The sequence below is a fragment of the Geothrix limicola genome, assembly GCF_030268085.1.
GTDB classification, from domain to species: domain Bacteria; phylum Acidobacteriota; class Holophagae; order Holophagales; family Holophagaceae; genus Geothrix; species Geothrix limicola.
On the sequence record NZ_BSDE01000001.1, the window covers coordinates 189686 to 211941 of the forward strand.

20 protein-coding genes and 1 tRNA gene are annotated in these 22256 nt (G+C 66.3%); 14 read left to right on the forward strand and 7 right to left on the reverse strand.

What is annotated here, in order from left to right; all coding sequences use genetic code 11:
* Positions 1–13: 13 nt before the first annotated feature.
* From pap to QSJ34_RS00850, 4 genes are all read left to right on the forward strand, one after another.
* Positions 14–1486 carry a polyphosphate:AMP phosphotransferase gene (pap, locus tag QSJ34_RS00835; RefSeq protein WP_285569025.1) on the forward strand — a complete coding sequence of 491 codons (1473 nt, stop codon included), beginning with the start codon at positions 14–16 and terminating at the stop codon, positions 1484–1486.
* Positions 1487–1582: 96 nt separating this feature from the next.
* Positions 1583–2221 carry a cysteine hydrolase family protein gene (locus tag QSJ34_RS00840; protein WP_285569028.1) on the forward strand — a complete coding sequence of 213 codons (639 nt, stop codon included), beginning with the start codon at positions 1583–1585 and terminating at the stop codon, positions 2219–2221.
* Positions 2221–2664 carry a MarR family winged helix-turn-helix transcriptional regulator gene (locus QSJ34_RS00845; RefSeq protein WP_285569031.1) on the forward strand — a complete coding sequence of 148 codons (444 nt, stop codon included), beginning with the start codon at positions 2221–2223 and terminating at the stop codon, positions 2662–2664. The genes QSJ34_RS00840 and QSJ34_RS00845 overlap by 1 nt, the downstream gene beginning before the upstream one ends.
* Before the next feature lie 95 nt (positions 2665–2759).
* Positions 2760–2969, forward strand: a complete 210-nt coding sequence (locus QSJ34_RS00850; protein WP_285569033.1) for a TOBE domain-containing protein — start codon at positions 2760–2762, stop codon at positions 2967–2969.
* 4 nt (positions 2970–2973) lie between these two features.
* On the opposite strand, the gene QSJ34_RS00855 is transcribed toward QSJ34_RS00850, so the two are convergent.
* Positions 2974–3801 carry a pyruvate, water dikinase regulatory protein gene (locus QSJ34_RS00855; RefSeq protein ID WP_285569035.1) on the reverse strand — a complete coding sequence of 276 codons (828 nt, stop codon included), beginning with the start codon at positions 3799–3801 and terminating at the stop codon, positions 2974–2976.
* A 23-nt stretch (positions 3802–3824) separates the two neighbouring features.
* Between QSJ34_RS00855 and QSJ34_RS00860 the strand changes: the two genes are divergently transcribed.
* The 5 genes from QSJ34_RS00860 (at position 3825) to QSJ34_RS00880 (ending at position 10755) form a co-directional block, all read left to right on the forward strand.
* Positions 3825–4961 (forward strand): sensor histidine kinase, encoded by a 1137-nt coding sequence (locus QSJ34_RS00860; protein WP_285569037.1) that lies wholly within the window; start codon positions 3825–3827, stop codon positions 4959–4961.
* A gap of 20 nt (positions 4962–4981) precedes the next feature.
* Positions 4982–6691: an NAD(+) synthase gene (gene nadE / locus QSJ34_RS00865; protein WP_285569042.1), complete on the forward strand. Its 1710-nt coding sequence runs from the start codon at positions 4982–4984 to the stop codon at positions 6689–6691.
* A gap of 34 nt (positions 6692–6725) precedes the next feature.
* Positions 6726–6812, forward strand: a tRNA-Leu gene (locus QSJ34_RS00870).
* Positions 6813–7011: 199 nt separating this feature from the next.
* Positions 7012–7416: a bacteriohemerythrin gene (locus QSJ34_RS00875; protein ID WP_285569044.1), complete on the forward strand. Its 405-nt coding sequence runs from the start codon at positions 7012–7014 to the stop codon at positions 7414–7416.
* Between the two features lie 204 nt (positions 7417–7620).
* A complete protein-coding gene (locus tag QSJ34_RS00880; protein ID WP_285569046.1) occupies positions 7621–10755 on the forward strand; it encodes a TonB-dependent receptor in 3135 nt (1044 codons plus the stop codon).
* Positions 10756–10966: 211 nt separating this feature from the next.
* Here the strand turns inward: QSJ34_RS00880 and QSJ34_RS00885 are convergent, their stop codons facing one another.
* The 3 genes from QSJ34_RS00885 to rpsU form a co-directional block, all read right to left on the reverse strand.
* Positions 10967–12517, reverse strand: a complete 1551-nt coding sequence (locus tag QSJ34_RS00885; RefSeq protein WP_285569048.1) for a methyl-accepting chemotaxis protein — start codon at positions 12515–12517, stop codon at positions 10967–10969.
* Positions 12518–12582: 65 nt separating this feature from the next.
* Positions 12583–15003 carry an endonuclease MutS2 gene (locus tag QSJ34_RS00890; protein WP_285569051.1) on the reverse strand — a complete coding sequence of 807 codons (2421 nt, stop codon included), beginning with the start codon at positions 15001–15003 and terminating at the stop codon, positions 12583–12585.
* A gap of 87 nt (positions 15004–15090) precedes the next feature.
* Entirely contained in the window at positions 15091–15297 is a 207-nt protein-coding gene (rpsU, locus tag QSJ34_RS00895; RefSeq protein ID WP_285569053.1) for a 30S ribosomal protein S21, read from the reverse strand.
* 141 nt (positions 15298–15438) lie between these two features.
* Here rpsU and QSJ34_RS00900 point away from each other — a divergent pair, with 141 nt between their 5' ends.
* Together QSJ34_RS00900 and QSJ34_RS00905 are read left to right on the forward strand one after the other, a co-directional pair.
* Positions 15439–17457, forward strand: coding sequence for a serine/threonine-protein kinase (locus QSJ34_RS00900; protein ID WP_285569056.1), 2019 nt, complete (start codon positions 15439–15441; stop codon positions 17455–17457).
* A 54-nt stretch (positions 17458–17511) separates the two neighbouring features.
* On the forward strand, positions 17512–17742 hold the full coding sequence (locus QSJ34_RS00905; RefSeq protein WP_243288001.1) for a hypothetical protein: 231 nt from the start codon (positions 17512–17514) through the stop codon (positions 17740–17742).
* 36 nt (positions 17743–17778) lie between these two features.
* On the opposite strand, the gene QSJ34_RS00910 is transcribed toward QSJ34_RS00905, so the two are convergent.
* Genes QSJ34_RS00910 through asd form a run of 3 tightly spaced genes read right to left on the reverse strand, consistent with a single transcriptional unit; the run spans position 17779 to position 19717 of the window.
* A complete protein-coding gene (locus tag QSJ34_RS00910; RefSeq protein ID WP_285569058.1) occupies positions 17779–18024 on the reverse strand; it encodes a zinc-ribbon domain-containing protein in 246 nt (81 codons plus the stop codon).
* Positions 18021–18788, reverse strand: a complete 768-nt coding sequence (gene scpB, locus QSJ34_RS00915) for an SMC-Scp complex subunit ScpB (RefSeq protein ID WP_285569061.1) — start codon at positions 18786–18788, stop codon at positions 18021–18023. The genes QSJ34_RS00910 and scpB overlap by 4 nt, the downstream gene beginning before the upstream one ends.
* Positions 18785–19717, reverse strand: coding sequence for an archaetidylserine decarboxylase (asd, locus tag QSJ34_RS00920; RefSeq protein ID WP_285569063.1), 933 nt, complete (start codon positions 19715–19717; stop codon positions 18785–18787). The genes scpB and asd overlap by 4 nt, the downstream gene beginning before the upstream one ends.
* A gap of 24 nt (positions 19718–19741) precedes the next feature.
* Between asd and QSJ34_RS00925 the strand changes: the two genes are divergently transcribed.
* The 3 genes from QSJ34_RS00925 to QSJ34_RS00935 are packed head-to-tail and all read left to right on the forward strand — an operon-like array spanning position 19742 to position 22239.
* Positions 19742–20335, forward strand: coding sequence for a HutD/Ves family protein (locus QSJ34_RS00925; protein ID WP_285569066.1), 594 nt, complete (start codon positions 19742–19744; stop codon positions 20333–20335).
* A gap of 59 nt (positions 20336–20394) precedes the next feature.
* Positions 20395–21183: a sulfite exporter TauE/SafE family protein gene (locus QSJ34_RS00930; protein ID WP_285569069.1), complete on the forward strand. Its 789-nt coding sequence runs from the start codon at positions 20395–20397 to the stop codon at positions 21181–21183.
* 42 nt (positions 21184–21225) lie between these two features.
* On the forward strand, positions 21226–22239 hold the full coding sequence (locus tag QSJ34_RS00935) for a guanosine monophosphate reductase (protein ID WP_285569072.1): 1014 nt from the start codon (positions 21226–21228) through the stop codon (positions 22237–22239).
* Positions 22240–22256: the final 17 nt, after the last annotated feature.

Below are 22256 nucleotides of genomic sequence, written 5' to 3' on the forward strand. Positions count from 1 at the left end.
GCCCGGAGGAACCATGTTCGAATCCGCGGAACTCGGCCACAAGGTCTCCAAGGAGGTCTGGGACAAGGAGATCCCGGCGCTTCGCGAGGCGCTGCTGGACGCGCAGTACGACCTCGCCGCCGCGAAGTTCCCCGTGGTCATCCTCGTAGCGGGCGTGGACGGGTCGGGCAAGAGCGAGACCGTGAACACCCTGAACGAATGGATGGACCCCCGCCACATCCAGACCCACGGCCTCGATGAACCCACCGATGAGGAGCGGGAACGGCCCCACATGTGGCGCTACTGGCGCATGCTGCCGCCCAAGGGCAAGATCGGGATCTTCGATGGCTCCTGGTATTCCTGGCCCATCCTCGAGCGGGCCCACGGCCGCATCAAGACCTCGGACCTGGATCAGGACATGGGCCGCATCGCCCGCTTCGAGCAGATGCTCATCCACGAGGGGGCCCTGGTTCTGAAATTCTGGATGCACCTCAGCAAGGAGACCCAGAAGAAACGGCTGAAGGGGCTGGAGAAGGATCCCAAGACCCGCTGGCGCGTGACGCCGCGGGACTGGAAGCATTTCGAGATGTACGACACCTTCCGTCAGGTCGCCGAGCGGGCCCTGCGCTCCACGAGCAGCGCCGACGCGCCATGGATCGTGGTGGAGGCCACGGATCCCCGCTACCAGAAACTCACCGTGGGGAAGCTCGTCCTGGAGAAGATCCGGGCCCGCTTGGACCATCCCGAGCCCCGCCCCGCGCCCCTCGTGCTGCCGCCGCCGGCGGCCCTGGACGGCCTGAACATCCTGCGGGCCCTGGACCTTTCGAAGCGGATGGACAAAAAGGACTACGAGGAGGAACTGCTCACGCTGCAGGGCCGGCTGAACCTGCTGACGCGGCACCGCAATTTCAAGAAGCACTCGGTGGTGCTGGTCTTCGAAGGCGTGGACGCGGCGGGGAAGGGCGGCGGCATCCGGCGCATCACTCAGGCCCTGGACGCGCGGACCTACCGCATCCATCCCGTGGCGGCGCCCACCGAGGAGGAGCGTGCCCAGCCCTACCTCTGGCGCTTCTGGCGGAACCTGCCGCGGCGCGGGAAGGTGGCCATCTTCGATCGCAGCTGGTACGGCCGTGTGCTGGTGGAGCGTGTGGAGGGCTTCTGCTCCGAAGCCGATTGGCAGCGTGCCTACAGCGAGATCAACGATTTCGAGGACCAGCTGGCGCGCAACGGCACCATCCAGCAGAAGTTCTGGTTGTCCATCAGCCAGGAGGAGCAGTTGCGCCGCTTCGAGGAGCGGCAGACCACGCCCTTCAAGCGCTTCAAGATCACCGAAGAGGATTGGCGCAACCGCGAGAAGTGGCCCGCCTACGAATCCGCCATCTGCGACATGCTGGACCGCACCAGCACCGAGATCGCGCCCTGGACCCTGGTGGAAAGCGAGAACAAGTACTACGGGCGGATCAAGATCCTCAGGACGCTTGTGCAGCGGCTGGAGGATGCGCTCTAGGCTTGCGCCGAAGGCCCTTGTCGGGGCGGTCGAGGAGGGGGCGTTGACGAATTGAATTAAATGATTACCATGATAACTATATTCAAGGAGCACCCGATGACGCACCCCCTCACGACGTTCGACAAGAAACGCACGGCGCTCGTCTTCATCGAGTTCCAGGCCGAGTGGATCGGAGGCCGGGGGGTGCTGTACGAGCGTCTCGTGGAGGACAAGGCCGCCTTCCGCGCGGCGGTGGATCGGGCCGCGGAAGTTTTGAATGTGGCCCGCCAGGGCGGCTGGCCCATCGTGCATGCCGGCCTCGATTTCCGCGGGGATCCGACCTACCGCCTGTTCGCGGGAGGGAAGGATGTGCTGGGGCTTCGCGCGGCCATCCCGAGGGCCGGCACCTGGACGGGCGCGGGCGCCGAGCACGTGGCGCCCTTCGAGCCCTTGCCGGGGGAATTCAGCACCCTCGGACGTTCGGGCGCGAGCGTGCTGAAGCATTCCAATCTCGACGCCTTCCTGCGAAACAACCGCATCGACACGCTGCTGCTTCTCGGTTTCGCGACCCACGTCTGTGTCGAATCCACGCTGCGAGAAGCCCACGATTTCGGCCTGAACGCCTGGGTGGTCGAGGACGGCTGCGCGGCCTTCACGCGGGCGCAACACGAGCATGTGCTGCGCGAGGTGGTGCATCATTTCGGGGGGCGGATCAGTTCGACGGACCTGATCGGCCAGCTGCATTCGGGGGCCTGATGTTCTTTCTCAAAGACCTGCCCAGCCGCACGACCCTGGAAGCCTACCGCGAGCGTTTCACGGCCATGGACGTGGACAAGGTGGATGAGGCCCTTCACATGTTGCGGAAGGCCAGCCTCCTCATGCGCGAACTGGAGGAATATTTCGCGTCGCGGGGACTCTCCCAACTGCGGTATCTCATCCTGGTGGTGCTGGACCGCGAATTCGAACGGGATGGCCTCCTGGCGAGCGAGGTGGCCGAGCGGCTGGATGTGTCCCGTCCGGTCATGACGCGCACCCTCCAGGCGCTGGTGGAAGAAGGGTTGCTGACCCTGCAGACCCACGATCAGGATCTGCGGGCCAAGCAGGTCCGACTGACCAGGAAGGGGCGGGCCAAGCTCCACCAGGCGCTGCCCGGCTATTACCGTCTCATCCACGATTTCATGGATCGGGACACGAAATAGGAGCGGTGCCGAGGCAGCCTCGGGCCTCGGGCTTCAATTGGAGCTTGACCGGAAGGCGCCGGGGGCCGACCTTCCAGACCAGCGAGGAGGCCATGATGAGACTGAGCGCGCGGAATATGCTCAAGGGCAAGGTGAAGGCCGTCACCCACGGGGTCGTGGAGTCCGAGGTGGTGCTGGAGCTTTCGCCCGGCGTGGAAATCGTCTCCACGATCACGAAGGGTTCGGCGGAGCACCTGGGGCTCAAGGTGGGCGACACGGCCTGGGCCGTCATCAAGGCCTCGAACGTCATCCTGGCCACCGAGTGATGGCCTAGACCGCCCTTTCCTTGCCGAAGACGCGGTCCAGCACCAGGCCCGCGGTCTCCTCGATGCTGCGTCCCGTCACATCGAGCACGGGCCAGCGACGGTGCTGCTTGAAGACTCCGTCGGCGTAGCTCAATTCCTCGAGGATGTGTCCCATGTCGCTGTACGTGTCGGCGCTTCCCGAGGCGCCGAGGCGTTTCAGGCGGTAGGCACGGATCTCCTGCAGCCGGTCCGCCTGGATGGTGAGCCCCACGATGCGCCCCTGGGGGATGGTCTCGAGCTCGGGGGGCAGGGGCACGCCGGGCACGAGCGGCACGTTCATCACCTTGTAGCCTTCCATGGCCAGATACATGGAGAGCGGGGTCTTGCTCGTGCGGCTGATGCCCACCAGCACGATGTCGGATTCGGGCAGCCCGCCCATGTCGATGCCGTCGTCGTATTTCAGGGCGAATTCGATGGCTTCGATGCGGCGGAAGTACTTGTCGCCCACCGCGTGGAAGCTGCCGGGCAGCTCCTCGGGGCGTTCCCGGAGGTAGAGGGCCAGGGTGTCGAGCAGGTTGCCGAAGAGGTCCACCTGGGTCAGGCGCAGCTCCGAGCAGCGCCGGTCGAGGTAGTCCCGCATCTCCCGCGAGACGGTGGTGTGGATGATGACGGCCCGCTTCTCTGAAGCCGCGGAGAGCACCCGGTCCAGGTCCTCCTGGGACCGCACGTTCTGGAATCGGCGCACCAGGGCGGAGCTTTCGCCCTTGGCGAACTGAGTGAGGGCGGCCTGCACCATGCGGTGGGCGGTCTCCCCGGATCCTCCGGACACGATGTAGATGGGCTGCCTGTCCATGAAAACCAGCATAACCTGAGGGGATGTCACCCCACGTCTTCGCCTGGCTGATTCTGGCCCTCCCCGTCGGATCGGTGATCGGCGGCCTGCTGCTGATGCTGATCCGCTGGGCCCGGATCAAGCGCCGGACGCCGGCGGATCCCGATTCCCTGGTCCTGTCCGCCGTATCGGGCAGCCTGAGGGAACGCGGCGAACTGGCGGCCTCCCTGGGCGAATTGAGGACGGTCCACGAGCGGCTTCTGGACGCCTTGCCCACGGGCCTGATCTGGGTGGACCAGCGGCAGCGCCTGGCCGCCATGAACCGGCGGGGTCAGGAGCTGCTCGGCGTGACCCCCGGCGTGATCGGCCTGCAGGCGGCGTTCGTGCTGGAACCCTTCCCCTGGCTGCATGAGGCCCTGGATCGGGAACCTGGACCTGCCCACCGGGTGGAGGCCCTGGGACGGCGCTGGCGCGTCCAGCGCATCGAGGCGCCGGATCGCATCGGCGCCCTCATCCAGTTCGAGGACATCACTGAGGCCGAAGCCGAGGAACGGCGCCGCCAGCTGCGGGAGCGCTTCGCTGAGCTGGGCGAGATGACCGCCGGCGTGGCCCATCAGCTGAAGAATGGGCTGGCCGTGCTGAAGGGCCAGGGACAGCTGCTGAGGCGGGCGGGGCACGGCGATGCCGCCGAAGTGTTGCTGGAGGAGACGGACGATCTGGAGCGGCTGGTCCAGCGCTTCCTCCAATGGGCCAAGCCCCTCGAACCCATCGCCGAGGCGCTACGCCTGGAGGATGTGGCGGCCCAGGCGGTCTCGGAGTTGAAACGACGGCCCGTCAGCCAGGGAAAGACCTTGTTGTGCGAGGGCCGGGGCGGGGCCAAAGGCGATCCCGTGCTGCTGCACCAGGCCCTCGTGAACCTGCTGGAGAACGCGTGCGCGGCCGCCCCCTTCGGAAGCCGCGTGCTGGTGCGGATCGCCGAGGGACGGCTGGACATCCTGGATGAGGGGCCGGGCCTATCCGAGGACACGGCCATTCGCATGCTGCGTCCCTTCGAAAGCGGGCGCCCGGACGGCACGGGGCTGGGCCTTCCCCTGGCGCTGAAATGGCTCAACGCCCAGGGGGCGGACCTGCGCCTCACCATGCGTCCCGAAGGTGGCACCTGCGCGGAGATCCGCTGGTAGGAGGCTGGTAACGTGGTGGGATGAAGATCGCGCTCCTTCAGCTCAACGCCCGCCTCGGTGATCCCGAAAGCAACGGCCGCAAGGTGGAGGCGGCCTACGCGGAAGCCGTCGCCGGCGGGGCCGACCTGGTGCTGGCGCCGGAACTGGCCATTCCTGGCTACCTGCTGGAAGACCGCCTCTGGGAGCCCGGCATGCGCCGGCGCATCGAGGCGGAATCCATGCGCCTGGCCGCGCTGGCGGGTCCAGTGCCGCTCGTATTCGGAACGGCCCATCCCGCGCCCTCGGGCCGTCTTTGGAACGAGCTCTGGTGGTGCGAGCGGGGCGCCCTGCGCCACTGCGCGCGCAAGCGCGTGCTGCCCAGCTATGACGTGTTCGACGAGCATCGCTACTTCGAGCCGGATCCGTCTCACCAGCCGCTTGTCGCCTTCGGCAACCACCGCATCGGGCTGTCCATCTGCGAAGACCTCTGGGCCGATCCCTCGCTGGGTCAGGTGCCGGTGGAATACGGCGTGGATCCCATCGCGGATCTGGCCGCGGCCGGCGCCACGCTGATCCTCAACGCCAGCGCCAGTCCCAGCGCCCTGGGCAGCTGGCTGCCCGAGGGCCGCAGCGCGCCCTGGGCGATCCCCTCGAAGGATGCCCAGCGCCGCCGCCTTCTGCCGGGACTCGCGCAGAAGTACCGGATCCCCATCGCCTATGCCAGCCGTGTGGGCGCGGAAAGCTGGCTCCTCTTCGACGGCGGCTCCGGACTGGCCCTGCCCGACGGGCGCTGGCAGGGCGGGGAGGTGTTCCGGGAGGGCACCTTCATGGTCGATCCCGGCGCGCCGGGGGAGGCCTGGCGCGCCAAGGAGGAGGGCCCCTGGCTGCACAAGGCCCTGGTGACGGGCCTGCGGGACAACCTGGCGAAGCAGGGGCTCCAGGCCCTGGTGCTGGGCCTGTCCGGCGGCATCGACAGCGCCGTGGCCGCGGCCCTCGCCGTCGAGGCCCTCGGACCGGATCGGGTGCTCGGCGTGGCTCTGCCCACGCGGTTCAGCAGCGAGGAGAGCTCCGCCTTCGCCGAGCAGCAGGCGCGCCACCTGGGCATGGGCTTCCTGAAGCTGGATGCGGACGCGCCCTTCGCGGGCTTCGGTGCGGCGCTGGCGAAGGCTCTGCCAGGCCGCAGCTTCAGCCTGACGGACGAGAACCTGCAGAGCCGCAGCCGCGGCAGTCTGCTCATGGCCCTCACCACCGAACCGGAGATCCAGCAGCGCCTGGGATCCGAGCGGGTGGCGGTACTCAACACCGGCAACAAGAGCGAGGCCGCCACGGGGTACTTCACCCTCTACGGCGACGGTATCGGCGCCTTCGCACCCCTGGGGGACTGCCTCAAGGCCCGCGTCTACGCGCTGGCGCGGGATCTGGGCCCGGCCGTGCCTCGGGGTGTGATCGATCGTCCGCCCACGGCGGAATTGCGGCCCGGCCAGACCGATGAGGCCAGCCTGCTGCCCTACGCGCAGCTCGATGCCATCCTCGGCGCGGCCCTCGAAGCCCAGCGACCCGAAGAAAGCCTGGCGGACGACCTCGCCCTGATGCTGGAAGGCGAGGCCCTGGCCCAGGCACGGGCGGCCCTGCCGCGCATCCTGGGCCTGCTGCGTCGCACCGAGTTCAAGCGGCGCCAGTTGCCCTTCGCGTTCAAGGTGAGCCCCAAGGCCTTCGGCGCCGGACGGCGCATTCCGCTCACGGCGCTTTGAAAACCCGCGTCCCTGCGATATCCTGGCCCTCCTGGCCGGTGTGGCGAAATGGCAGACGCGACGGACTCAAAATCCGTTTCCCCCTAAAGGAGTGTCGGTTCGAGTCCGACCACCGGTACCAATCAAGGGCCCCGAAGGGGCCTTTCCTCGTGGTGGGAGGACTCGAAGTCGCGGATGAAACGTCTACCCGCAGGGCGAATTCACTTGATCACAAGGTCAATTGAAATTACCTTCAACTGGTGGCTTTGGCTGCCTGGGCGAGCATTTGTTCGACCATCCTGTATCTGTGAGACATTCAAGGACAAGGGAGCCCCGGGATCATGGACACCTCGTGGAACACGCGGTACGACACCGGCATCCGCATCATCGATGAGCAGCACCAGGAGCTGTTCCGGATTGTTGAGGCGCTTCGCCGGATGGTCCAGGACGGGACCAGGCGGACCGAGGTCGAGGCCCTCCTGGAGGACCTGGTGACGTGCTCCGAACGGCATTTCGCCACCGAGGAAGGCATCATGGCCCGGTACGGCTACCCGGACCTCACGCAGCATGTGTCCGAACACGCCACGATGCTCACGAGCCTCCATGAACTGCTGGCCAAGTTTCAGGAGAGCGATCAGGCCATGGCGATGCTCGTCCCGACGTTCATGGAAGGCTGGCTGAAACATCACATCAGCGATGGCGACTTCGGATTCGTGACCTTTTTGAAGGCCCGGAACCTCGCCTGAGCTCCCAAGCGTTGAAAGCATTCCGAGTAACGAATGAATGTTGCTCGTTGAAAATCTTTGGGAACTTGTCGGGCGAAAAAGACACTTGAGCCGCCTGCCCGGGATCGGGAATGCTGGGGGTATTCCTCTGACCATGGATTACCCTCCCCCCAGAGTGCATCCGTGCAGATTGATCACGGCCCCTGCGGGCCCCAGGAGACATGCATGAATCGAAGACTGGCAACCCTGACTTTGACGGCGCTGGCCTGCACGATGGTCGCCTCGGCCCAGACCTCCTCCACCAGTGGCGCCGTCCGGGGCCAGATCAAGGACAAGGGCGGCAAGTCGGTGGCGGGCGCCTCGGTGCTGCTGCGCAACCGCGAGACCGGTTTCACGCGGACCGCGGTTTCCGATGTCCAGGGCGAGTACCACATCGGTCTCCTGCCCGTGGGCAACTACGAACTGACCGTGACCGCTTCGGGCATGCGCGCTCTGAAGGACACGAGCGTCCAGGTATCCCTGGGCCAGAACACCGTTGCGAACTTCAGCCTGGACAAGGCCGAAGCCTCCGCCACCGTGGAAATCGTCGCCTCCAGCCAGACCCTGGACACCACCCAGGTGAACAACGTCACCGCCGTCGACAGCAAGATGGTGGAATCCATTCCGCTCAATGGCCGCAACTTCACCGACCTGGTCAACCTGACGCCCATGTCCGCCCCCAACGATGACGGCACGCGGGTGTCCGTCGGCGGCGCCCGCGGCATCCAGAACAACCTGACCATCGACGGTGCCTCGTACCAGTCGAACTTCTTCGGCGAGCAGCGCGGCTCGACGCGCATTCCCTTCACCTTCGGCGCCGACACCATCAAGGAACTGCAGATCATCACCAACGCCTACGACGCCCAGTACGGCAACGCGGCGGGCGCGGTGATCAACGCCGTCTCGAAGACGGGCACCAACGAGTTCAGCGGTTCGGTGCTCTACCAGATCCGCCCCTCTTCGATGGTCTCGAAGATCCGCCCGGTCCCCTATGACCGCCTGGGGACGGTCAACACCCAGACTGCCCTGACCCGCGAGTTCAAGCAGGACATGATGAATTTCGTGTTCGGCGGTCCGATCATCAAGGACAAGCTGCACTTCTTCATCGGCGTGGAAACCCTCCACTACACCGAGAACATGACGCCCAGCTTCGCGACTGCGTCCACCGGTTTCAACAGCGATACCTACTTCCAGACCTTCCTGCCCACCTTTGGCAAGCTCGTCGTCGGTAACGACGGCCACACCCTGGCCTCGGAAAGCGGTAGCCCCTACACGTCGGATCAGCGCAACACCACCTACTTCGGGCGCCTGGACTGGACCATCAACGAAAGCCACCGGGCCACCCTGCGTGTGAACGCCCAGGATCTGAAGTGGCTGAACGGCACCACCAGCCTCCAGTCCACCTTCGCGCCGACCACCGGCGTGTCCAACCAGGGCACCGAGAAGGACAGTGGCCTCTCCTGGGTTCTGGAACTGAACAGCAGTTTCGGCACGAATGTGGTGAACGAAGCACGTCTCCAGCGGGCGATCGAGCGCCGACCCCGCTACGCCAACACCACCGCCACGCCTGAAGTGCAGGTCTCCAGCGGCTTCACCTGGGGCCAGACCAACTTCCTGCCCAACGGCCTGGACGAGAAGACCTGGCAGTTCATCGACAACCTGACCTGGAACGAGGGTGACTGGACCCTGAAGGGCGGTATCGACTACCAGAAGTTCGATTTCGTGAACTCCTTCTACCGCTACCAGAACGGTGCTTACGCCTTCAGCAACTACCAGACCGCCAACCTCTGGGCTGTAGGAGGCTTTACTACGGCTAATTCGACTCCAGGTAATGCCAATTTTGTGGGTCGTCTCCAGTACACAGGATCGTACAGCGACTACGACGGCACCATCTCCTACGGTTCCAAGCTGATCGCCTCTTACGTGCAGGCCCAGTACGCGGGTCTGCTGGACCGCCGCCTGAACCTCAGCCTGGGCCTCCGCGTCACCCAGGAGGACCAGCCCGCGAATCCCCGGCCCAATGCCAGCTTCCAGGGCCTGGACCAGGCCAACAGCACGACCGCGAAGGATCCCCGCTTCGGCTTCACCTATGACCTCGACGGCAAGGGCACCACGCTGCTGAAGGGCGGGTACGGGCACTTCTCGAGCCCCAATCCCTCCCTGACCGTTTCGAACACCATGAACAGCAATGGCAACACGACCAGCACCTTTGTGATCACCAGTTCGGGGGCCGCGGCGCCGCTGCTGGCGGCCTTCAATTCCGGCCTGCTCTCCTACGGGACGCGGGTCACGAACGCGGGCACCGTCCTCACGGCCCTTCCGCAGGACGTGCTCAGGAACCCGGGGAGTTATGGACTGGCCTCGGCCTTTTCCGCCTCCAAGACCGGCCAGGTGTGGGATCCGAACAACCGGCTGGCGGTGGCCAAGCGCATGTCCCTGGGGCTGGAGCACCAGTACGCCAACGGCCTGAAGCTCGGCATCATGGGCGTCTACACGATGCTGGAGAACCTCCAGTACTTCGTGAACATCAACGCGTGGCAGGCCAATGCCGACGGCACCTTCAATGCGAATGGCTGGTACCAGAATGGCTTCCAGACCCAGGTGAACCGCTTCACCACCACCGGGACCAACGGCCGCCCGAACAAGGCGATCGTCCGGGGCCACCTCCTCGACCTGACTGGCTTCGGCAATGTGGCGCTGTCCAAGAACGATGGCGAAGGCCGCTACCAGGCCCTGGCCCTCACGGCCTCCAAGTTCTCGGATTCGGGCTACGGGTTCCAGACGGCCCTGACCTTCGCCCAGGACAAGGACAACAACAGCAACGAGCGCGACACCTTCGGGACCACCTCCGCCATCGCCACCCCGGCCAATCCCATGGATTCCTACGGGTACAGCGACAATGATCGCCGCATCCGGTTCACCTTCGCCGGCTACTTCCCCGTGATCTGGGGCATCCGCGGTTCCGTGAACTACAGCTACAGCAGCGGCCGGCCCTACAGTGCAAACTACTCCAACGATACCAATGGCGATACCTTCACCAACGATTTCGCGCTGGACAAGGGTTATGCCCGCAACGCCTTCCGCCAGCTCAGCATGAGGACCCTGGATGCCCGGTTCTCCAGGGATTTCGAGATCACCAAGCGCTTCCGCGTGGAGACCTTCGCTGACATCTTCAACGTGTTCAACTGGGCCAACCAGAGGACCACGAGCACCACTTACGCTTCCAGCCCCACGGGCACGCCGTTCTCCGACTTCGGCTACACCAATGTGCCGGACCGGAAGACTCGCGAGATCCAGTTCGGCGTCCGCGCCAAGTTCTAAAGGCCCGCTCCAAAACAAAGGCCCCGCTTTCGCGGGGCCTTTGTTTTGTCTGCATGAGGGTCGCCGGCGGGTGGAGGTCTCCTACGCAAGGCTCGCGCAGGGAACCCTGCGGCCCACGCGATGGTGGCCATCACACCCCGGGAGCTCCCGATCTGGACAAGCACAAAAAGGCCCCGCAGATGCGGGGCCTTTTCAAGAGAAATGCGAAGGATCAGATCCTGAACCGGGCCACCAGCGAATTGAGCTGCTCGGCCAGGTGGCTGAGTTCGTCGACGGTGCGGGTGGATTCCTTGATGGTGGCGGCCATCTGTTCCATGGCGGCGGCATTCTGCTCGGCGATGGCCGTGAGGTTGCCCATGGCGGCCACGACGGACTGGCTGTCGCGGCTCTGGGTCTCGCTCTGGGTGCCGATGGTCTTCATGCGCTCGGCGGAGTCGGTGATGGCGCTCTGGATGCTGTTCAGGGCCTCGCCGGCGGTGTTCACCATCTTGGTGCCATCGGTGATGGCGCGGTTGGAGGTCTGGATGAGGGCCGTGATCTCCTTGGCGGCCGTGGCGCTGCGTTCGGCCAGCTTGCGCACTTCCTCGGCGACCACCGCGAAGCCCTTGCCGTGCTCGCCGGCCTTGGCGGCCTCGATGGCGGCATTGAGGGAGAGCAGGTTGGTCTGGTTGGCGATCTCGGTGATCACCGTGAGGATGTTGCCGATCTGCTTGGAGTTCTGGTTGATGGCCTGCATGCCCGAAATGGCGCTGCCCACGGCCGTGCCGCCCTTGCCGGCGGCCTGCTGGGCCTGCTCGAACACGCCGAGGGCGTCGCCCACGTTGGAGTTGACCACCTGGGAGGCGCCGGCGATGCCCTGCACGCTTTCGGTGGTGGTCGACACGCTGGATTTCTGGCTTTCGGCCGCGTGGGCGATGCTCTGGGCGGTGCTGTGCATTTCCGACATGCCGGCGGACATCTGCAGCGAGCCCGAGGCGATGTTCGTGGAGATGGCCATCACCTGCTGGACGATCTGGTGGATGTTGTCCACGAAGCGATTGAAGTGGCCGGCCAGGGCGGCGATTTCGTCGTTGCCGTGCACCTCCAGGCGGGCCGTGAGGTCGCCCTCGCCTTCGGAGATGTCGCGCATGCGCTTCTGGATGTTTTCGAGGGGCGTGACGATGGCGTTGCCCAGGAGGAAGGCGGCAGCGACACCCGCGGCGATCATCAGGATTCCCAGAACCGCCATGCCCACGAATGCGGCCAACTGGTCCTTGTGGAGCCGGTCCCGGTTGACCAGCAGCATCAGGTAGGACTTCACGGGGGCGCCTTCGATCTTCACGAGGGCGCTGATCACCATGTACCCGTCCTTCTCGAAGGCGGGGCGCTCCTTGGAGGGATCCTTCGCGACTTCCTTCAGCATGGCGTCGGCGAAGGGCACCAGGTCCACCTGGGAGGCCTTGGCCTTGGACTTGGTGACGACCTTGGTGGCGTGGGTGGCGGGATCCTGGCTGACGAGGGCGGCCTGGGTGACATCCGCATCGTCCTTCATGCCGTCGAGGCCGCGTTCGACCAGGCCCATGTCCTCGAACTGCACACCGGACTGGATGCCGTCGGCCACGAGCACCGCGAGGCTTTCCCCCTTGAGTCTCAGTCCGTCATTCAGGGCCGAGTTGAGCCGCCATAGCGAGAAGGCCGTGGAAGCCAGTCCGAGCAAGACCGCGAGGGCCAGGATCGAATACAGCAGCTTCTTGCGGATGTTGAGGTTGTTCCAGAATTCCATGATCCGCCTCTGAACAGGTGTGACGTCCCATCGGCCCTTTGCCTGGGGAGTTGAATTTTGGGGGGTTAGCGGAGCGTGACCACCGTGGCGCCGGCGCCGCCCTGGGCCTGAGGCGCGTCTTCAATCCGGGAGATGCCGGGGTGTCCGCGCAGGGCTTCTCTGACCGCGGCTTTCAATTTTCCGGTGCCGTGGCCGTGGACGATGCGGATGAAGCGGCGGCCTGCCGCCAGGGCCTCCTCCACGAAGCGGTAGATCTCGCTGTCGACATCGTCGCTGGCCCGGCCGATGAGGTTGATCTCGGAATCGACCTCCTGCACCTCGGCGCGTACGCGCACCTTGCCCGAGGCCCGGGGAGCGGCCTCCTTGGCGCCGATGGGTTCCAGTTCGCCCAGGCGGCATTCCAGGCGGCGGCCCTGCTGGGTTTCCAGCGTGGCCCGATCGCCCTTCAGGGAGGCCACGCGGCCTTCGACACCCAGGCCGCGGTGCCGCGCGTAGCCGCCTTCGCGGACCTCCTTCGGCGGGGCGGATTTGGCAGGGCCCTTCGCGGGCAGCAGTTCGGCCTCGGCGAGGCGGGTGAGCTGCTTCACCCGTTCGTGGGCCTCGGTGCCCAGGCGATCCGCATTCACGGCCTGAGCCTTCTGCCGATCCTTCAATTCCCGGACGAGGCGCTTGCCCTCGTGATCGAGGAAGTCCAGCACCCGCGCCACCTTCTCCTTGGATTCCCGCTGGAAGGTCTCGCGTTCGAGGCGGAGCTTCTCCTCCCGCTGGCGGAGGATCTCCCGGTCCTTGTCGGCGGCGGTCTGCTGCTGGCGGAGAAGCTCGGATTCCTCCATCAGCCGCATGCGCTCGGCCTCCAGCTCCCGCAGGAAATCGCGCCAGTCCTGTTCGCGCTTGCCCAGCACCTTGTCGGCGTGATCGAGCACGGGACGGGGCAGGCCCAACCGCGCCGCGATGGTGAGGGCTCGGCTCTGCCCGGGCTGCCCCACCAGCAGGCGGTACGTGGGCGCCAGGCGCTCCTCGTCGAACTGGACGGAGGCGTTTTGGAAGCGCGTGTGGCGTAACGCCCACTGGCTGATCTCGCCGAGGTGGGTGGAGCAGAGGATCCAGCAGTGGCGGCGTGATAGCGTCTGCAGCAGGGCGATGCCCAGGGCGGCGCCCTCTTTCGGATCCGTGCCCGTGCCGAGCTCGTCGAGCAGCACCAGACCGCCGTCATGAACACTTTTCAGGATCTCCTTCAGATGCAAGATATGGCTGCTGAAGGTCGAGAGGCTTCCCGTGATCGTCTGGTGGTCGCCGATGTCCGCGTGGAGGCTGGGCAGGGCGGGAAAGGCCGAGCCCTCCCGCGCGGGCACAGCGCAGCCGCAGGAGGCCAGGGCCGAGAGCAGGCCCACGGTCTTGAGGACCACGGTCTTCCCGCCTGTGTTCGAACCCGAAATGATGAGGCCCGGCTTCTGGGGTTCGAGCACCAGGTTGAGGGGCACCACCGGGTGGGGCAGGGGCTCCAGACCCATGGCTTCCCGCACGGCGGGCAGGAGCAGGGGATGGCGGGCCTCCAGCAGGCAGAGGCGGCCCTCCTTGGGATCCGTGGCGAGTTCCGGAAGGAGGCCATCACAGAGGGTGGCCCAGCGGAGGAGCGCGAGGCCCTGGTCGGCCTGGGCCTGCAGGTCGCGCCAGCGCACGAAGTCCTCCCGGCGGGCGCGCAGGTCCGCCAGCAGCTCCCGCAGGAAGGCCTGGACGGCCTGGGCGTAGTCGCGGTCGGCTTCGACGAAGGCGTTGTTGAGGGGCACGGCCTCCATGGGTTCGACGAACACCGTGGCGCCGCTGCCGCTGCGATCCAGCACCAGGCCCGGCATGAGGCCGCGCCGCTCCTGGCGCACGGGCAGGCAGAAGCGCCCGTTGCGCTCGACGATCATCGCCTCGTTGAAGGCGTCGGGCGCGGACCGGAGCAGCTTCTGTAGCTTGGCCTGCACGGCCTGGAAGGCTTCCTGGCGCACGCGGTGGAGGCTCGCCAGCGCGGGGATGCGCAGGGGATCGAGCTGGCCATCGGCATTGAAGCTCTTCGCCAGCCGCTCGGCGAGCGGGGCCGGATCAGGCAGCAGGGCGGCCGTCACCTGGAGCCGGTCAATGCCCAGGTGGGTGCCCGGCGGCGCGGGGCGGGATTCGGGCCAGGGCAGGGAGGCCAGGCTCTGCAGCAGGCGGGAGAGCGCCTTCAGCCCGTCCCGCAGTTGCCGCCAGTGCTCGGGCAGCAGCCAGCCCGCGGGATTCAGCAGCTCGTCCAGGCTCTCGTCCAGGGGCAGGACGGGCAGCAGGTCCGGCGAGGCGGCCCAGAGATCCTGCAGCTCCATCTGGTGCAGGCGACGCAGCCCCGCCAGGCCGTCTCCAGGCTGCATGGCGCCCAGGGCTCGGCGCGCGAGGTCGGTCCGCGCACCCGACTGGACCAGGCGGACGGCTTCGGGAAATTCGAGGGCTTCGAGTTCGGGATTCATGGCCTGTCTTCGTTCATCCAACGTTCAGTAAAACAAAAGGCCCGCGGATGCGGGCCTTTTTCACGCGGTGCGGTGCACCGAGCCGTATCAACCGATCATGCGACGCTCTTGCGCGAGGCGCTTCAGGGTCTTCTTACGGGCGGCAAGCATCTTCCGCTTGCGCTTGGCGCTGGGCTTCTCGTAGTGCTGGCGCTTCTTCAGCTCGCTGAGGATGCCAGACTTCTCGCATTTCCGCTTGAAGCGGCGAAGGGCGAACTCGAACGTCTCGTCTTCTTTGACCTTGACCAAAGGCATAGTGGATGCACCTCCTTTCCCGTGGATTTCGACCGGAGCTGCCGGGCAGGACCGGGCCGAACGAGAAGTGTATCCCGAATTCGTGGTTATGGCGAGGTTGAATCCCTCCCGTTACCCTGGATGCTTCTTCTCCGGAGCTACATGTCCCGCCCCATGCTGCTGATCGTGGACGGCGAGTCCGTTCGGACTCCCGGCTTAGCCACCACCCTGGAGGGGGATGGCTGGGATCTCCAGTGGCTCGGATCGGCGGATGCCCGGGCCTTTCTGGGCCGGGATCTGGTGCCGGATCTGCTGCTGCTGGATACCGTGCCCGGCGGCTCGGGCTACGCGGTGGCCGAGGCGCTTCGCAGGCGGAAACCCGGACTGCCCGTGCTCGTGCTCTCCGAAGCCTCGACGGCGGGATCGGCGCCCCTGGGACAGCCCCTGGAGGTCCAGGCCTTCCTGGACCGGACGCTCTCTCCGGGTGACTTCGCCGAAACCCTGCGGAAGTACCGTCCCGAAGCGCCGAAACTCACCAGCGATGACATCTTCGGCGACCTGCTGGCCGATCTCGAAGGGGCCGAAGTCCCGGCACCGGCAGCGACCCCGGTGGTGGCCTTCAACGGCGTGCCCAGGGCCGCTCTGCCGGTTCCGGCATCTCGACCACCCATGAGCGCGGAGGAGATTTTCGGTCCCGTCATCGAGGAGGTCGAATCCCTGACCAACACCGAGCCCGAGCGCGGGAATCTGCCGGTTCCCTCCGTCAAGGTGGATGCGATCCGGGTGGCCGAACCCCAGCCCGTGGCGCCCGTCGAGACGGCGGAACCGCTGGGTCCGTCGGATTTCACGCTCAGCGGGATTTCCGGCGTGAACGATCCCTTCGAGTGGGCGGCCGCGAACCCGCCCACTGGACGTGAGGCTGCAGCGGCGCCGCCGCCTCCGGCTCCGCGGGCTGAGATCCCGGCCGGTTCCCAGGTCCTCGAGGAGTACGGAAATTATTTCCTGCTGGAAAAGATCGCCGTCGGCGGCATGGCCGAGCTCTTCAAGGCCCAGCAGCGCGGCGTCCAAGGCTTCCAGAAGATCGTGGCCATCAAGCGCATCCTGCCGCACTTCAGCGACAACGAGGACTTCGTCACGATGTTCATCGACGAGGCCAAGCTGGCGGCCCAGCTCACCCATCCGAACATCGTGCAGATCTTCGATCTCGGAAAGGCCGGCAGCTCGTACTACATCGCCATGGAGTACGTGAACGGCCGCGACCTCCGCACCCTGCTGAAGAAGGTGCGCGAGTACGGCATGCCCATCCCCGAACAGGTGGCGGCCTTTGTCGTGATGAAGGTGGCCGCGGCCCTCGACTACGCCCACCGGAAGCGGGGCTTCGACGATCGGGAGCTGAAGCTGGTCCACCGCGACATCAGCCCCCAGAACGTCATCCTGTCGACCGAAGGCGCCGTCAAGCTGGTGGACTTCGGCATCGCCAAGGCCGCCAGCAAGGCCAGCCACACGGTGGCGGGCGCGCTGAAGGGCAAGCTGCTCTACATGAGCCCCGAGCAGGCCACGGGCCAGCCCCTGGACAACCGCTCGGACCTTTATTCCCTCGGTCTAGTCCTCTTCGAACTGCTTACGGGCGAGCGTTGCTTCCAGGCGGATTCAGAGCTGGGCGTGCTCGAAAAGGTGCGCCTGGGCCGCATCTCCGACCTGGCGACGACGAATCCGAACGTGTCGAAGGAGATCGCGGCCATCGTCAGCCGTGCCCTGCAGCGGGGCGTGGATCACCGCTATCCCTCCGCGCGGTTCATGGAGCGGGACCTGCGGGAGTACCTCCAGCGCCAGGGTACGCCCATCACCGAGCATGATGTGGCCGAGTACGTGAACACCCTGCTGAAGGGCACCCGGGAGCAGCTGGAGGCCCTGATCACGGCGAAGTTCCCGGCTCCAACCACCCTCGTCAGCGGGACCCATCGGGTAATGGCGATGCCGGCTCCGGGCACCTCAGGTGGGAACGTGACGGTGACGGCGTCCCACCACGCGACCAGTTCGCGTCTGGAGACGAAGGTCGAACGCCCCCCGGCTCCGCTGCCCGACATGCGGGCACCCGCCCGCCCGCGGTGGCTGCTTCCCGTGATCCTGGGCATGGCTGTGATTCTCATCATCATGCTGATCGTGGCCACTTGGTCCTGAACCGGTATAAACTCGATTTTATCTCCCCCATATTCCCACCCCCCGGAGTTCCCAATGGATCTGAGCCAGGACCAGAAAGCCTTTTACGAAACCACTCGGGAGCGCTGCCGCTCGGAGGTTTCGCAGATCAATAACACCATCGCTTCCGAAGTGCAGCGGGTGAAGGATCTCCTCACCAGCCTGAGCAACCGCAAGACCGCCGTGCTGCAGATGTACGGGGCCGCCTGCGAAGTGCTGGGCGAAGAGAACGACCTCGCCGAAGAATCCATCGACATCGAGTTTTAGGCTTCAGGCAACCCTGAACCGCTCATCCACCCGCACCTAATCCACCCGCATCAATGGCGCCGCGCATTTCTGGCAGGTGTTCTGGTGCGGGGGATTCTTTTTTCCGCAGTGGCTGCAGTAGACGGCCTTGGCCTGCTTCCGCACCCAGATGCGGAGGTAGAGGATGCCCAAGAGCAGCACGAGCAGGCCGCCCTTCTGCCAGCTCTGGAGGTAGAAGCCGCTGGGCTTGGCCTCCTTGGCGGGCGCGGACTGGGATTCGAGGCTGAGCGAGGTCTGGTTCATGGTTCGGGGCTTTCGTCGGATTCGGGCCGTTCCCGTTCGTCAGGCGCGGATTCAGGCATGTCCTGGTCCGCCATTTCGGTTTCGAGCAGCTCGGGATCAATCATCTCGGGATCGATCTCCGGTTCCGTGATCATGGCGCCTTCGCCGAAGAGGCCGTCTTCGGGGAGGGGCGGCTCCAGGGCCGCCAGGGCTTCGGCTTCGAGGCGGCCTTCGCCGAAATCCTCGAGGCGCGGAAGGTCGTGCAGGCTCTTGAGGCCGAAGTGCAGCAGGAAGGCCTGGGTGGTGGCGTAGGTCATGGGCCGGCCCACCACGGGCTTGCGGCCTGCGGAGATGATGAGTTGGCGCTCCATGAGGCTCTTCACCTGGTTGGCGCTGCTGGTGACGCCGCGGATGGCGTTCAGCTCGGTGATGGTGACGGGCTGGCGGTAGGCGATGATGGCCAGCGCCTCGATCTGCGCGGGCGTCAGCTTGCCGCTGCGGGTGGTCGTGACGAGGCGCGAGACCATCTCCTTGTAGAGAGGGCTGGTGGCCATACGCCAACCGCCGCCCACCTCGATCAGGCGGAGGCCCGAGGCGCCCTGGAGCCGCTCCTGGAGCTTCTCGATGCCCTGCTGCAGCGCCCCGTCGCCCAGACCCGTCAGCTCGCGAAGCCGCGCCAGATCGAGCACTTCGCCCGCGGCGGTGAAGAGGGCTTCGAGGGCACCGGGCAGGTCGCCGCCCTCTTCCCAGAGGGGATCCTGATGGAAGATCTCGGAATCGTTCACCGGTACGCTCCCAGCCGCTGTCCCATCTTCACGCTGCCTTCCGTGATCTGCGGTGACCAGTCCGCGGCCTTGGGTCCGCCGATCAGGAGCACCACCGTCGAGCCGAACTCGAAGGTGCCGAGATCCTCGCCCGCCGCACAGAGCAGGTGGTCCACGGGCAATCCTCCATCCTTCGGCAGGACGCGTCCGCCCAGCCAACGCGCGTCGATCACCACGCCGCCCACGTGGGTCGCGCCCACCAGCACGGCGGCCACTTCGAGACCTTCGCAGGGGCCCGTGCCCGTGGCGGTCCAGCTCGCCCGGCGGTTGCGTTCGTAGAGGCGCGGCACGTTCCCCGTGCTCGCGTCGTTCACGGGCCAGAGCTCGCCTTCGACGTGGCTCAGGGCTGTGACCTGGCCCTCCAGCGGCACGTGGATGCGGTGGTAGTCCTTGGGCGAAAGGTAGAGGGTGAGGAAGTGGCCGCCCTCGAACCGCGCGGCGTTCGCATCGTGCTTGAGCAGTTCGGAGATGCGGTAGGGCAGGCCCTTGGCCTGGATGGCGGTATCGCGCTCGATGCGGCCGCTGGCGATGATGCGGCCATCCACGGGGCTGTTCACGAAGCCGGGCAGGGCCGCCTCCTGGGGCCGGAGACCGGGCTTCAGGCGGCGGGTGAAGAGGGCCTGCAGGCTGGGATAGTCCACCAGCGGATGTTCGGCTTCGGCCAGGTTGATGCCGAAGTGGTTCGCGAATCGGCCCAGCAGGGGCTCGCGCCAGGAGGCGGGCAGGCGGCGGGTGGCGGCCCATCCCACCACACGTGAACCCAGCTTCTTCGGATAGAGGCCGAGGAGCCTGAGGGACAGGGGACCGGGCGTCCAAAGCAGCACGTAGGCCACCCAGAGCAGGGCGAGGACGAGCGCGAGTCGCGCAGGCGGGGGCCAGGACAGATGCATGCCTTCAGGATATACGATGGACCCATGGACTGGACGCACCTGAAGCCTGCCGATGGCCGCCTCATGCCCTGGAAGAACGGCGGGGGCACGACGCTGGAACTGGCGGTGGATCCCCCCGGGGCCACCCTCGAGACCGGCTTCCGCTGGCGGATCAGCTCGGCGGAGGTGGGCGTGTCTGGGCCCTTTTCGGCCTTTCCGGGCCTGGAGCGCTGGCTGCTCCTGCTGGAGGGCCGGGGCTTCGAACTGGATTTCGGATCCCGGGGCCGCCGGGACCTCACGGTGCCGCTCTCAACCATCCGTTTTTGCGGGGATTGGCCCGCCTCGGCCACCCTGGTCGAAGGCCCGTGCACCGATTTCAACCTCATGGTCGATCCAAAGGCCTGCCAGGCGAACCTCCGCTGCCTCCGGCTGACCGCGTCCTGCCTGCTGCCCCTGCGGGCCGCCACGACCCTCCTCTTCGTCGCCCGGGGCACGGCGGCGGTCCCGCTTTGGGATCTGTACCTGGGCCAACGCCACACCCTGAGGGTGGAGGCCGGCGAAGGCAGCCTGCAGGTGGTGCCGGGGTATGGCGGCGCGGACCTGATCCTCGTGGAGCTGGACGCGTCCCGGCTTTCCTGAGCCTCTTTCGGGGCCCGCCGGTCTTTTGAAGGGCAGAGGGGCCTGTCATCGTAGAGGGCATGACCATCTGGCACGTCCTCACCGTCATGGCCGCGGCCTTCCTCGCGGGCGCCATCAACGCCATCGCGGGAGGCGGCACCCTCGTCTCCTTCCCCTCGCTGCTGGGCATCGGCCTCACGGGCCAGCAGGCCAACGTCACGAGCACCCTGGCGCTGTGGCCGGGCTCCATCGGCGGCTTCTGGGGGCACCGCGAGGACTTGGCTGGCATCAAGGCCTTCGCCCTGCGCCTGATGCCGCCGTCCCTGCTGGGCGGAGGCCTGGGCGCCTGGCTCATGCTCGTCACGCCGCAGAAGGTCTTCGACCAGCTGGTGCCCTGGCTCATCCTGGCGGCTACGGTGCTGCTGGCGGCCAATGATCCCGTCGGGCGGCTGCTGAGGAAGGTGCACGGCCACGAGCGGACCGCGGGCTGGTGGACCGCCGCCATCTGCTTCCAGTTCATCGTGGGCATCTACGGCGGCTACTTCGGCGCGGGCATCGGCATCCTCATGCTGGCGGCCCTGAGCCTGCTGGGGCTCACGGACATCCACCAGATGAACGGCCTGAAGAACCTGCTGGCCCTCTGCATCAACGGCATCGCCATCTTCGCATTCATGGCCATGGAGTTCCTGCGGCACCCCGGCAACGTCAAGTGGATGCTGGTGCTCCCCATGGCCGTCGCCGCGGGGCTGGGCGGGCTGTTCGGATCCCACATGGCCCACCGCGTGGGGCGGACACCGGTCCGCTATGGCGTGGTCGGCATCGGCTTCATCCTGGCGGCTTGGTATTTCTACAAGACCTACGGGGTCTGAGCCGAAGAGGGGAACAGGCGCTGCCTGGCCCGAGGAGGCTGCATGACCGAGACCGCCATCACCTTCGATGATGTCCTCCTGATTCCCGCCTACAATCACCACGAGTCGCGCCGGGTGGTCGACGTCGGCATGACGGACAAGTCCGGCAAGCTGAAGCTGGAACTGCCCATCCTCACCGCCAACATGGACACGGTGACCGAAGACGCCATGGCCAACTTCGTGGGCGAGCGGGGCGGCATCGGCGTGCTGCACCGCTTCGTGTCGGTGGAGGAGAACGTGGCGATGTTCAAGCGCTGCCGCCATCCCGTCTTCGTGTCCGTCGGCACGGCGGAAACCGAGATGGAGCGCATCGAAGCGCTGAAGGATGCGGGCGCCCAGTATTTCTGCGTCGACGTGGCCCACGGCCACGCCAAGTACGTGGGCAAGATGATCAAGCGCATGCGCCAGATGCTGCCCAACGAATGCATCATGGCGGGCAACGTGGCCACCTACGCGGGAGCGGACTACCTGGCCTCGGTGCACGCCGACATCGTGAAAGTGGGCATCGGGCCCGGAAGCGTCTGCACCACCCGCATCAAGACGGGATTTGGCGTGCCCCAGCTCAGCGCCATCCAGGAATGCGCCCGGGCCGATCGTTCCATCGTCGCCGACGGCGGCATCCGCACCCCGGGCGACATCGTGAAGGCCCTCGCCTTCGGTGCGGATTTCGTGATGATCGGCGGCATGCTCGCGGGCACCCGCCCCACGCCGGGAGCTCCCATCCTCGATGAGAAGACGGGCACTTCCCACAAGGTCTACCGCGGCATGGCCAGCAAGGAGGTGGCAGAGGACCACCTGGGCGGCCTCACGGGCTGGAAGACGGCCGAAGGCATCGCCACCAAAGTCCCCTACCGCGAGGACGAGGAGGAGATTCTCGCCGACATCGTCGGGGGCCTGCGCTCCGGCCTTACCTACGCGGGCGCAAACACCATCCGCGAACTGCAGCGCAAGCTCAACTACGTGATGGTCTCTCCGGCGGGCCGCATCGAAAGCCTGCCCCACAAGCTGCTGGGCTGAATGGATGAACCTAAGAA